The sequence below is a fragment of the Barnesiella sp. CU968 genome (assembly GCF_905219685.1).
Taxonomy (GTDB): Bacteria; Bacteroidota; Bacteroidia; order Bacteroidales; family Muribaculaceae; genus Lepagella; species Lepagella muris_A.
In genome coordinates this window covers 1-13,508 of sequence record NZ_CAJMXD010000038.1, presented here as the reverse complement: position 1 = coordinate 13,508, position 13,508 = coordinate 1, and the positions used below count along the sequence as shown (strand labels likewise).

Genomic DNA, 13,508 nt, shown 5'->3' with positions numbered 1-13,508 from the left:
CTCTCGGGAGTCTCTACAGAGGCGGGATAGAGGCGGTATCCTCCGTGAGCCACAAAACTCTTCACCAGCGGGAACGCGTCTTCAAACCAGGAGCGGGTCTCGTCGTTGATGCGGAAGTCCATCATGTTGACTCTCGCTTCTTCCGAGGCATCGTATTCCCCTTTGCGAACATCCTCCGCGTGCCCTTCGCGATAGAGTCCCGAAGGATCGCGCCAGTAGCGGTGGTGCGCACCGGTGATCCAGCCGCCCTCCATTATGATGGGGCGTTTGAAATTCCATTTGCGCGCCATCTCTTTTTCCCAGTCCTGATAGTAGCCGTGCATCCCGAATGCATCGTGGCGGAGGGAGAATCCTTTCGCCACTGCGGCGGATATGAGTTCCGCGGCATCGGCGGGTACGCTTCCCCATCCTTCATCGGCGGGATCGCCAAGCATACGGTGGTAATGGATAAGCATCGGCACGCGTCTGAAACAGTCTGTGGCGAGACCGGTTATCCAGTCGAATACCTTTTTCTTGTTGCTGTTGTCCTTATAGATCATGGAGTGAGACTCACCCCATTTCCCCAATGAATACGCGTCGATGAACTCCACTTCATCCGGGTTGTCGAAATGACGGGCGAACTCGCGGAAGAATTTTGAATATTTCTCCTGAAACACGGGGTCATCGGGATAAGGGGAGAGATTTTTGCCGGGGTTCTTCGGGTCGTAATAACCTTCGGCACCGGCGTCAAACACATATTGCGGCGTGTTCTGTCCCTGGTCTCTGCCGTCGATGACGATGCGGAAAGCTATGCGGAGTCCGCGTTCGCGTACGCTACGCAGAAGGCGCATCAGCCGGCTGTCGGGATCGTTCCAGGCGTATTCCCCCTCTTCCGGCTCGAATGATACCCAGCTCGTGCGTATATATGCGCAAGAAGCATAATCCGACACGCGCACCGTAGTGGTGTCGCCGGTGGTTTTCATGTGGTCGTAGCCTTTCTCCTCCCAGAAATTTTCATCCCAGTTTCTGCCGAGGTACATCACCCATCCCTGCAGCGGGTTGCGGAGCACGCGAAGCGTGTCAGGCTCGAAGTTCACGGTGCGGGTGCCGTTCGCTCCCGCTGCCGATAGAAGAATCATGATTGCGGATATTATCCGCGTCAGGTCGGTTCTGTGAGTCATATATGGTGTCTTTTTTTAGACAATAAGGGTGCTGTCGGAGCGTATGCCCTGACTTGGGAGGAGAGAAGTATGTAAGGATTGGAGTCTGAGTTTTTATGGTTTCAGAGTAATGACGTTTCCGCTCCTTGTTATTTTCATCGGCACAATCTCGCGTATTGATTCGATTACCGTGTCGATGTCTTTATGAAGGTCAAGCTTGCCATATACTCTGGTGTCTGCCAGTGAGCTGTGGCATCTGATTTCAATCCCATAGTAGTCACCCAGATTGCGGGTGAGTTCGGAGAGCGGCATGCCGGTGAGGTGCAGCAGCCCTTTTGTCCAGGATGTGTAGTCATCCGGATCGATGCGTGTCAGAGAAGTCACATCTCCGTTGAGCAGCTCCGCCATGTCGTTGGGCCGCAGTCTTACGCTTCTGTCGTTTTCCGTATCAATCTCCACGGAACCCTCCACAAGCACTACAGATGCTGTGGAGTCGGAGGAGTTGCGGATGTTGAAAGTGGTGCCCAATACTCTGACATCGAATCCTTTCGATTCGACTACAAATGGGTGTCGGCGGTCTTTTGCCACTTCAAGAAAAACTTCTCCGAAGACGAAGATGTGACGTTCGTTACCTTTGAACTGTTCCGGATACAAGACTCTGGAATGTGCGTTGGCGATAAGATGAGAGCCGTCTGGCAGAGTGATCTCCCGGCGTTGTCCCGCAGGAACAATGACTTCGTTATATCCGGCGTGTGCGAGTTCACTCACGGATGCTTCAGACAGATCGGGCGACGGGGCTGTGAAACCGCCGGCACCGGCAAACCATACCAACGCTATGCATGCCGCCGCCGAAAGGGAGGCAACGCATATGTTGCGCAGGCGGCGTTTCCTTGCCAGCTTTTCCTTGCGGATTTTTTCATGCACAAGGCTTTTTATCCTTGTGTTGTCTACCGGCTGGAAACGGCATGCGTCCAACAGGTGGTCGAGGGCTCTTGAACCCTCTTGCCCCTGGGTATGGTTGTTATGTTTCTGTTCTTTCATCTTTAGCTTTGATTGCCGTCTCTATTATATATGTCGCATCTCAAAAAAAAATCTATAGGTCGAAATCCGTTTTTTTTTGAAAAAAATGTGTTTTTTTGAGAAAAATCTGTTTTTCGGGGTCGAATCCGTTAAATTTTCGGATAATTTTTAATTAGAACCGACGTTTTTTTTGTCCCCCGCCGCGACCGCTAATCGGGCGGTTTTGATTTAAGCAGCCGTTTCTTGAGATAGTCAACCGCCGTCTTCACATGGTAGTTTATCGTGGGTAATGAAATGCCGAGCAGTGTTGAGATCTCGTTGTATGAGACTTTCTCAAGTTTTGCCATTGTGAAAACATGTCTGCATTTGGGAGGGAGTTCTTCGATNGCGCGGTTTATGGATTCGACTTCTTCCTTTGACACATATTCCTCGTCAGGACTGACAACGGGGAAGTGATGGAATTCCTCGATGTCATCGATTGAAAGGCAGGAGAAATCGCGGGTGTCCTCATGGCGGTATCTTGTCAGGGACATGCGGTATGTCGTGTTTCTCAGGTATCCGGGCAGGTTTTCTATCTCAAGAAGTTTACGGCGTTGCTCCCACACATNGAAGAACACATCACTGACTATCTCCTCCGCGGTTTCCTTGTTGCCCGTAACTCCGAATGCGATACGGTATAGATGCGAAGAATAAAAATCCATGAATGCGTCAAGTGCGTTCTCATCGCCTTTCGCCATCCTGTAAATTATGTTTGCCTCAATTGCTTGCACTGCCCGTTATTGCTTTGCTCCTTAATCCGCGGCTCAATCGCCGATAGCCTGATTATCTGTGTCGCTCCCCTGCAGGGGAGTACAAGGTGCCGGCGCCTTGTACTCATGGTTCTGCAAATTTAGATAAAATATTCTTAATCGGTAAAATTAAAATGTTAAAAAATCGGGGACAACAGGCTGCTGCGTCCCCGATCCGATTCAGTATGATGCAATATGTTCAGAGTGTGCGCTCTAATTAGCGGGTGCGATAACCAATGCGTTCAGATGTCCCTCGCATGCCACACCGGTGTCGATGCCTGTGACCTCGACGGTTATAGTGCCGTCGCTTGCCGGCGTCACTCCGCGGTATGTCACGGCATATTCCTCAAAGGGCACTTTGTCGAACGAGGGATAGACCCCCGTGCCCGAAGAAGCGATCTTGAGTCCGGTTCTGACCNGTTTCTNTTCGTGCGCGGTNNCGCCTGTTACCCTGTAGGATNTTATCCGGGCGTCACGGCTGCCGTTGAATCTTACCGCCATGAGTGTTATGTCATATCTGCCCGATGCATTCAGAGAGGTTATGGCAAGACGTGCCGCAGTGGTGTTTCCGGTTCCTTTGACACCTGCAACTGTCAGACCGTCTTTCCATGCGGTGACAGGGAATTCCGTGCCTGCCGCTATGATTGCCGAGTGTTTGTCTTCTCCGCTCACGCCGAGATAGCTGCCGGTAAATCCGCCGAGTATCTTCACGCTTGCCCTGACGAAATCGCCGTTGCTGTCTTTTAGCCATACGGGTGTTGACGACGGCTCGAATGACGTGTAATTGTTCCAGGGTGACGATGAAAAGCTGTTGGGTCCGAAATCCACGTATACAGGTGAGGTGAGGTCTCCTTCCTTGACTGCCGGAGTCGCATATTCGTCAATTGTGGTTACCTTGTCCGGAGCCGCTACCGCTCTATGCGCCGCCAGACGTGCTATCGCCGCCATCTCTTCGCTGACTGTGGAGGGGGCGTAGGTGGTTGTGGTGACATCTATGCCGAACAGTGCCTCGAACCATGTGCAGGCGGCGGTGTAACGTCCGTAGGTTACTTCAAGATGATAGCCGTCGCGGTTGAACACATCGCCTACATAAGTTGTGCGGGCGTTCTGGATCGCCGTACCCGAAGGCACCATCAGTGTGAGCGAGCTGTTGTCGGTCATTGCCTTGCGAGCGGATGACACGATGGCGTTATACATAGTCATCTGGTCTTTGCCGTATGCGGGAAAACTTTCATGGTTTGAACCGGAGGCGTATGCCCAGGTCTGATGCCATATCAATGAGGCTTCGGGAGCTTTTGACTCTATGCCGCCGATAAGCGCGGGGAGTGAGGAGTATGTGTCATATTTCCCTGATTTTCCGCTCGCCTGCTGAAGGCTGATATAATCCCACGGTTCGTCTGCCAGTGCCTCCGACAGGTGCACTCCCGTGCGGTTCTTTTTCTCTCCGGCTGTTACCTTGCNGTATTCATATGCCGGGGCATCGCTCTGCAGGTTGGCGTAATGCTTGTCGAGGTCGCAGCCCCCGATATACATGTTGCCGATCACCACCTCGATGCCTGCCGCTTTGGCAAGGTCGTAGAGATATTGCTCCACGGCATCCTGCGAGAAGCTGTTTCCGATGGCGAGAATCCTTACCGTGCCCTGCTCCACGCTTACATTGATTGTAGTGGAAGCCTTGGCATCTCCGGCTGTCGCCTCGACAGTGACGCGGGTTTCACCGGCTGCGATACCTGTGATGGTGATCGTCGAGTCGTCCTTGCGGCTTGCGCGGGCTATTTCGGGATTCGCCGAGGCGCATGTCCATTGAAACGAATCGTATCCCGAGCCTCCGAATGTCAGTGTGATGTCACTGCTCTGCCGGCGGGAAAGGGAGACATGACCGGATGCTGTCACCGTAATCTCTGTCGCCGGTTCTTCTGGCTTGTCCTCGGGCTTGAGATCCGGCTCGTCAAGAGTCTCGGAGCAGGATGTCATGACGGCAATGAGAAGAAACAGTATTAACGGAAAGATATGACAGTAATTTGAAAAAAACTTTTTCATGATTATTCTTTTCTGATCAGGTAATGTTAAAAAATCGGGGACACAGACCATGGCGTCCCCGATTGGATTCTGAAAAATTCAGATTTGATTCAAAATAACTTGACCTTAATTAAAACTACTTTATTACCTTACTTTATTACCTTAAAGATTGCATTACCTGTTTTTATTATGTATAGACCGTTTGCGAATGAACTGATGTCAATGGTGTCTTCCGATGTGGCGGCGACGGCTGCTCCGTTGACGGTGTAGACCGAGATTCCTTCAGTAGCACCTTTGACGGTGTAGATGCCGTTTCCTGTTTTTACGAGGCTAAGTGCGTCTGCGGTTTCTTCAACAGTGGTGATTACGCTGGTAGGAAGCGAAGGTATCTCGCTTTCCGTGATGGCGTATGCTCCCGGCATCATTCCTGCGGTGCGCTCTTTCCCGTTCTGGTCTTTGGCAATGGCAAGACCTGCGGGAAGTCCCCAGCCTTTAACGGCGGTCTCGATCTGTGAGCCTGATGCACCGGCAAAGTATTTCACCGGAACAATGACATTGTCGCTGTTGATAGTGTTTTCTCCGAATATAGAAGCATATGTGCAGTCAGCACCTGTCTTGTCGGAATCAAGCCAGTTTATTTTCTTGGGCGCTTCGGTGTTGGCGTCCGTTACTTTGCCGATGTAGTTGTACCCCCCTGATGTAAAGAAGAAATCTTTCGTGCTGGGCTCACTGTTGAAGAATATATCGGAAGTTTTCTCGTCGTTTGAAACGATGACGGAGTTTACAATGCTCATGTTGGCACCTTGTGTGGTGGTTATCTGACCGTCGGCGTTATCACCTGAGACAGTGTTGCCCGCGATTGTGGAATTTATGATTCTCAGCGCACCGGGGAATTTTACACGGTTTGAATATATTGCTGCACCGCTTGCTGCCTTGTTCCTGGTGATGGTTGTGTTGACAATGTTAAGGCTGTTGNCGTGCGACATGAAGATGGCACCGCCGAAATCATGNTAATTGNTGTTGTTCTTGAATACGCAGCCTNCGAAGGTTGTGATACCCTTGGTGTCTTTGTCAGTACGGAGTCTGACTGCGCCACCGCGATAGTTTGCTGAGTTGTCGCGGAATACGCAATTTACAAACTTCACGGTACTTCGATGGCATTGTGCTGCCGGTCCACCTTTTTCGCCTTGTGCCCAGTTGCCATAGAAGTTACAGTTGTTTATAGTTACGGAACCGCTATTGTCAATGTAAAGCGCACCGATTCCTGCAACACCTGCATCACCTGTATCTTCTTTGGGATCCTCTTTCATGTTGGTATAGACATTTGTAAAGTCTATATTGTTTATCACGACAGGTTTGTCTGTGTTNCCCGTTCCTGTCACGGTCATTATCCTGATAAGACGCTGAAGGTCTCCGTCTGATGCGTGGTTGTCATTGTTTTTGTCTCCCGACAGGATCGTTCTCCCCTCTGTGCTGCCGTTTATGGTAGCATATGTCGCTTTTTTGATGATGATGCATGCGCTGGGTTTGTATGTTCCGGCGGCAAGTTCGTAGACATCGCCGTCGACGTTTTTAAGAGCCTGCTCGCGGAATTCCTCCACGCCGAAAGCGTTTTCCGGAGTCAAGCCGTCTTTGTTGCCAGCTCCCTCGGGAGTCACATAGTAGGTTGTAGCGAATGCCGGCGCAACGGCGAAGGCACCGAATGAGAGAAGTAAATTTTTCAGTCTCATAGTAGAAATGATTTTAAGTTATTATTTGTTGTTTTTGTTTTTCGGTTGTCTGTTTCCATCGAATCCTTGATGACCGGAATTCGTATGCCTCTACTATATATGTCGCATCTCAAAAAAAAATCTATAGATCGAAATGCGATTTTTTTTGAAAAATTTTTGTTTCCTCAAAAGGCAGGTCGCCTTTATGGGGTATAAAACGTTGGCAGTGTGAATTTTCGCAAGCTCACACTGCCATATAAATGATTTCTAACGATTAGAAGATTAAGGTGCTTTTTTATAGTTACCTTTGACTGTTCTTACACATTTCAGGTCATTTCCTCAGTCCTCGACAAGACGCAAAAGAATCGCATCGGTTCCCGACGGGTCGGGACCACCGGCCCAGCCCTCCCATTTTCCTATGCCGAGATTGTCGTGAGTGCCGACATTGAAGTCGTATGTGTAATAATTGATGTCAAGACCATATTTTTCGGATTCATCGGGCGCCAGCCAGTATAAGGCGCCGGGACGCTCCCATAAATCCCAAAAAAGAGGCTTGTATCTAACAGGATATCCTGCTGCTCCGTCTGTATCTGTTTCGGGGAAGTACTTGTATCTGTTGGCATATTGGACCACACCAGCCCAGCCAGCTCTCTGGCGGTTGTATCTTTCCGTCGGGGAAAGCTGCTTGAACCTGCCGTAGCCTGACGCTCCGATAGGGAAGAAGAGGTTTGTGCCGGTGATTGTGTCGCAAACGAACACTCCCCTCATTCCTTTGCCGTTCAGGTTTCCTGCATCGCGTGCCTCATATGCGTCTTTTACGCTTTCGGCAACTGTGGAAGACTGATCTGTATAGAGCACTCCGTAACCGTATATAGTATTGCTGTTGCCGGTTATGGCGTCAAAGTCCGCTTTTTTCGGCAGACGGCATGTCTTGCCGTCAATTGTGAATGTGTCCCATGCTGTTTTAGAAGTCCTGATGTCATCCCATTTTTTAGAATCCGACGAACCGGCGATGGCGAAATAACGCGATGCTCCGTTCTTGTCGAACCATTCCGCTGTATTGTTGGAGGCGGCAATCGGGAACTCTGTATTGAACTGCCTGAAATACGAGCCTTCGATAACCGGGTCAGCCGTCTCCTCGGTGGGGGTGACAAGGTTGAAGCTGTGCCACTTGGTGCTTGAGCCGGGGAACGATACGGGAGCGTATCCCTGTCTTACGAATATGAGGTGAATGCAAGTGTAGTTGTTATAGTAGATCTTGATTATTCCCGACCTCGGTGTGGATGTCGTGCCTTTGGGTCGGAATGTGAAATCTACTGTTGAGCCGGATTTCCCTGATATAGTGCCATCCGGGTTTTTCTGCGATTTGCCTTCAGTCGGCTCAAGATCGAACCAGTCGCCGTTCTTGATAACGGCAACCCATGGACCTGCCGATTCCAGAGGTTTGAATTCGGTCGCTTGCTCACCCTCCTGAACCATCATCACTACATGGAAGGGATCTGCACAATCCTTGCTTCTCCAGATTCCGGTCGGGTTGACAATGCGTCGCATCTGCTGGATTGTCACAGGGGTCTTTACAGTGCGGACAGCGCCCTGCGCGTCTTCGATTTCTGCGGTGAAGACGATGCTTGCCTGACGGCGGTATGCCACGTAGGGGTTGTTACCTGTGTAGCCTGTGGTCGGAACAAGCTGTTTAGAGCGTGTGAAAAGTGGAATGCGTGCTTCCCATTCACCGCCGCCGTTTGTGGTGATGGTGTAATCTCCGTCGGTTGCATCGATATGCTTGCCGAGAGAGGTGTCATATTCCCGCCATCCGCGATTGTTGTGCTCCCAGTTGGTTTTGTTGTATGTATACGCGGTGGGATTGGTTCCTCCGTATTCGGAACCCACAATGGCGGCACGGGTCTTGCGGAGCGACAGGAAGCCGTTCCATGGTCCCGGATTGTCGGTTGCCTTGTCCCAGTATGGTGTCGGAACAGGTTTTGAGCCATCGGGATTTATGGCATGCCAGCTGTTTTTGTTTATCTCGTCTTCCGGAATATCGGCGCGGAGCGATATCAGACGTCTCCCTACTATTTTCAGAGGTATGTTCATGCTCTGGTCGTAAGTATAGGAGATGAAGTATGGGTTGGGGGCGATGATCGCGGGCTCCGGATCGTAGACAATGTGCCAGTCGTTGTCGTTGGCGTTGTTTTTGAGCTTCAGCGTCAGCTTGTAATGGTAGTTGCGCTGTGCGTCGTAGTTTGTCTCGGTGTCCTTGCCGAGCATGAAGCGGTAGATGATCGGACCCTCTCCCTCGGAGTTCTTGTAATAACCCGACACCTGGACATAGGTCCCTGCCTCTTTGCCGTCTTTGAACCCCTGGTCGCCCGGGGTGTTACCGTTCGGGAATTTTATGGATTCGCCGCCGTCCCAGCTCTGATGCTTGTTTTGTCCTTCGCCCTGCATGTTCTCGTAGAAGTAGAGAGCCTCGGCGTTTTCGGCATGAGCGTTCTCAAGCATTATCGGATCAGCTTTGGTCACAGTCCTGCCTGTCTGTCCGCCGGCAGTGGAATAGGTTATGTATTCACCCTCAGAGATGAGGTGGGCGGAAACCGAATGGTCAGCTCCAAGATAGCAGTAGCGCGGGATGNCACGCACCTGCACGGAATGTATCCATACCTGCACGTTGTCGTAAAGCCCGCTGCCGTCGACGTTGACGGTCACTTTTGACGCGGCTCTTTTCAGCCACGCGTGGAGCGGATACATTGAGCGGTTGATTGCCAGAAGGGGAGCGTCGAAACCCTGGCTCGACTGGTTGTCGGCGGCTGTGAAATATCCGAACATCTGGTCGTTGGCGGATATGTCGTCTTCGTTCCAGATGAGCGGTGTGTTCTTCAGAAGTTCTTCTGTCGAGACATCGTATCCCTCAAGGTCTCCCATATTCGCCACCGCATATATGCGGTATCTGCCGAATGGTATGCCGGCGATCGAGAATGTAGCCTTGGGAGTGTCGCTTTCCGCCTGATGACCGCCGTCGCCCGGTGTGTCGGGTGCCATGGCATTGTTGTTGTTTTCAATCTGAAGACNGAGGAGTTTCTCCTGCGGCACTTTCATGGCAAGGTTTCCTTCACTGTCGTAAAAGAGCACGCAGAGAGTGTTGACATGTTTGAGCGCGTTTCCCGAGGCACGGGTACCTCTGAGCACATCGCGCACGGGGCTGAACACCACCGATGCTGTCAGAGTCGCTTCCCCTTCGCCGATTTCAGGGTCTACGTAAAGACGCTCGTCAACACAGGATGTCACCGCCGCCGACAGGAGCACTGAGGAAAGTATGCAGAGTGTTTTGAGGATATTCTTCATCGAGATAATCATTATGTTCCGGAATCAGCCTGATCAGAGTCCGAAGTCTGGCTCAAGACTGATGCCTGTGTAAGGGAGAAGGGTGACTGATGCTTTGGCATCTGTCGATTTCATTTCGATGTTTATTTTCACGTGGGTGTTTCTCGGAATCTCGTCAAGGGTGAGATCGCGTGGCGTGAGCAGTTCTGTGCCGTTGTCAAGCGCAACAGACAGCCGGAAATGTTTCTGTCCGTCCTGTTTTGATTCCGGGAAATAGACGTAGGGAGAGAGTGTGGCTTCCATGCCCGGCTTTATCTCGATGGGGGAGACCGGAGCGAACATGTAATCGGAGAAAGGTGTGTCGGCGGGAGTCTCGAACGCCGTGATGAAGCGCCCCCCGGATGGATTGCCTGAAACGGCGTATTTCCCGGGGTCGTACATGGTGTTGCGTGGCAGATAGTAGCATTCGTCGGCAAGACCGTAGAGCTTTATGCCGGTAACTGATACTCCTTCCGAAGGATAGTCTTCGGCAACAGAGAAATGGAAAGAGAACTTTATCGCGGATCTGGTCACGAAGAGGTGTTCTGTCCTGAAGAAATCCACCGGCGATTCAGGTACGGGAACATCTATCTCGAACATCTCGCTCATCGGTATAAAGCTTTTCTCCACCGAGCTGGCGCTGTTGTCGACCAGGGAAGCGTTGGATTTCCTTGAGAGTCTTATGGACTCGACTTCGGTTTTCGGGAAGAGTTCACCTTCGGCTATTGACGAGAAGTCGTAGGAGACTGCGGCTTCGTTGGCGAAAAGGTATATGTGTTTCCTCTCGCCGCTCGACACCTTGAACCTGAGGTCGTCATTGAGTATCGCCCCGGTGGATGGCTCGACGAGCACCATGCGGTTGTGCTCCACGACACCTGTCTTCTCCTCTCCCGCGTGCACTATCACGACGCGCAGTGTGCGCAGTTTCTCATAGTCTGACACGGGACCCTCGAAAGTGAGGTCATCCGAATCGGGGAACGGCGCGCGTGTTTTCGCGCCTATTCCCGATTCCGACAAAGCTATGTTGAGCGATAGCGTCACGTTGCCTGTGCCTTCCATACCGGAATCTTCCGGCACGGAAGGGATGTCGTTGCCGCAGCCCGTGAGGAATGCGGCGAATGCCAGTGCGGCTATCTGTCTGTATCTTTTTCTGAGATTCATTACAATTCCGCGTTATTGATGCGAACCACCCAGTCGTTGATTTTGATGTAAGTGCGTATCCAGCTGCCGGTGTTGTCAAGGAAGAACACCATGTTCCAGCGGCTTTCGCGGTCAAGAAATTCCTGACTTCCCATTGTTGCGAATTCCTGACTTTTCAACATAAGCAGATAGTTGATCAGCGGAATGTCGACGATTGTCTTCATGTCGCTGCGCCGGCTTATCACCAGACGGGCGTCGTGCGACTGCATGAGACGCGAAGTGCAGAATTCGGCAAATGCCAGCAAAGCCTCGTCACCGTTGTCGAGCACACCGGCGGAGACTTGTCCGGATGCCCAGGGAGAGTATGTGTGACTGTTGCCGGCAACCGGCATGTTGTCGGAGTCGAGAACGGTGTTGTCATCCGTGACGGAGAAGACGAAGTCATCGCCGTCGACCGGCTCGCCGCTGAGGTTCTGCAGCAGAAGACGGATGTTGTTGGTGTCTTTCATCATCTCGACGGTGCCTTCGGTGTAATCGGTGCTTTCTGCCGGTATCTCCATGGTCAGTCTGCCGTAGAAGAGGGAATGCAGGCGGGTGCCGACGGGAGCCGTAAGGCAGTCACCGGCAATAGCGGTCTGCAGTCCCTGCAGATTCATTGAGGAGGGATCGGCATTGAACCGGAACGACGCGTCGCCGCATTCCATGCCTCCCCATGCCTCGAATATGTATTCACCGGGAGCAAGGGGGAGAACAAGTCTCCAGTTCTCATCGGAGAGAACTGAAGACGTTTCTGTGAAAGTGGTGACGTAATTGCCGTCTTTGTCGTAGACAAGGAGTGTCAGGCAGTCCACCTGCGAGGGGAATGCGTTGGCAAACTCCATGTTGTAGTCATAGACGAAACGGAGGCGCGCACCCTGCGGGCAAGGTTCGAGCTGTTCGTTGAATGAATCGCACGAAGCAAGGTTCAACCCCGTGATGACCGCTATGGCAGTAAGGATGATTTTAGAGAATATGTTTCGTCTTAGGAAATTCATTGCAGGTGTTTTAGATGCGGTTTTAGAAGCTGTTTAAACAACGTCTTTACGGTTATCATTCAAAAACGATGTCGTTTACGCGCACTGTCCATGGCACCACTTCCGCATCGACAGTGAAATAGATGTCTGACGATTCGTCGGGGGTGTCGGGTTTCGGACTGTCGGGGTCATTCTGGGAGATACGGGGGTGTCCGAGACGCGCGATGTGTGTCACGGCGAGCTTGTAGACATTGTTGCGCACTACGGCGAACTCCATGGGACCCATGATTCCGTTCTTGCCGTTGTCGTTGTGGCGGTTCCAGTAATAATAATAGCAGTAGTAGCCCCAGCCTTCGCGATTGTCTTCGCTGCGCTGATAGATAGTGAATCCGGCGTCTGTCACGGCTTTCTTGTATTTGGCAAGAATCTCGCCGTTGTCGGGTTTGTTCGCCTGGTTCCACATCTGCCAGCAATAGTTGGCGGAGTTCTGGTCAAGGTCTTTCTCATCGCCGTCGTTATATATCACTTTTCCATCGGAGTCAACAAGCTTGTAACCGGTCAGACCGTTTCCGAACACTGCCTTGTAGAGGGAGTTTGTACGGTTCCAGTCGGGGATGATCTTGCCGTCGGGACCTGTGGTATAGGAGAATGATGCGCTGACAGCCGCGTCATATACGTTCTGCCATGTGCAGTAGAGGCTACCTGCGTATGAATATAGTATCGGTGCCTTGTATGAATCGCCTAAGGATGCGTCTTTGCTGTTGACTGCATTGATAAGGTCATTGAGATATTTTGCGTTACGATATTCCGCAGTGCCTTCTGTCAAGTTAGTGAGGTCAGTCTTAAGATCATTGCTGGCAAGCATTTTTCCTTTGAACACAACGGCGGTTGAGATTCCGTTTACCTGATTCTCAATGCCGGGAGCGACATTCTCGGTGAGGTATCTCCACACTTTGTATGTTCCCTTGTTTCCGTTGTTGTCCCAGTTGTCGGGGTTGCCGTTGGAAAGGACATCAGAGATTTCGGATACATACCAGCGCTGGTCGGCGGTGTTGAAGTTTCCGTTGTTGAGTGTGCCGTCGTTGTCGAAGAAGGCGTAGTTGAAATATGTGGAGAAGTTTTCGGATATACCGGCATTTTTCTGCTGTGCGAAGTAGTCGACAATGTAGTTTCCGGGTCTGTTCTGGTCGAGCGAACCGTCGGTCTGAAGAGTGTACCATGGTTTTTCAGCACCGCAGAGTGCCCATCCGTTAGTGCTTCCGGCTGCGTTCCATCCGTCGTTGAGGCCGTTGTTTGACACTCGTTTCAGATAATAGAATG

7 protein-coding genes are annotated in these 13,508 nt (G+C 51.4%); all 7 read right to left on the bottom strand.

The annotated features are described in order from the left end of the window. A partial coding sequence (locus JX312_RS02985) for a DUF4832 domain-containing protein (RefSeq protein ID WP_204457021.1) occupies positions 1 to 1,160 on the bottom strand: 1,160 nt, incomplete at its 3' end. Positions 1,161 to 1,253: 93 nt separating this feature from the next. Then, the gene (locus tag JX312_RS02980) at positions 1,254 to 2,180 is read right to left on the bottom strand and encodes a FecR family protein (protein ID WP_204457019.1); all 927 of its coding nucleotides are present in this window, start codon (positions 2,178 to 2,180) and stop codon (positions 1,254 to 1,256) included. A gap of 188 nt (positions 2,181 to 2,368) precedes the next feature. Next, positions 2,369 to 2,896 carry an RNA polymerase sigma factor gene (locus JX312_RS02975; RefSeq protein ID WP_204457017.1) on the bottom strand — a complete coding sequence of 176 codons (528 nt, stop codon included), beginning with the start codon at positions 2,894 to 2,896 and terminating at the stop codon, positions 2,369 to 2,371. A 264-nt stretch (positions 2,897 to 3,160) separates the two neighbouring features. Next, a complete protein-coding gene (locus JX312_RS02970) occupies positions 3,161 to 4,987 on the bottom strand; it encodes a DUF4886 domain-containing protein (RefSeq protein WP_239653783.1) in 1,827 nt (608 codons plus the stop codon). Between the two features lie 5,063 nt (positions 4,988 to 10,050). After that, a complete protein-coding gene (locus JX312_RS02960; protein ID WP_123403966.1) occupies positions 10,051 to 11,196 on the bottom strand; it encodes a hypothetical protein in 1,146 nt (381 codons plus the stop codon). After that, positions 11,196 to 12,209, bottom strand: coding sequence for a FimB/Mfa2 family fimbrial subunit (locus tag JX312_RS02955; RefSeq protein WP_204457013.1), 1,014 nt, complete (start codon positions 12,207 to 12,209; stop codon positions 11,196 to 11,198). Before JX312_RS02955 ends, JX312_RS02960 begins: the two co-directional genes overlap by 1 nt. A 55-nt stretch (positions 12,210 to 12,264) precedes the next feature. Beyond that, the coding region (locus tag JX312_RS02950; RefSeq protein ID WP_204457012.1) for a fimbria major subunit at positions 12,265 to 13,508 on the bottom strand (1,244 nt) is incomplete at its 5' end.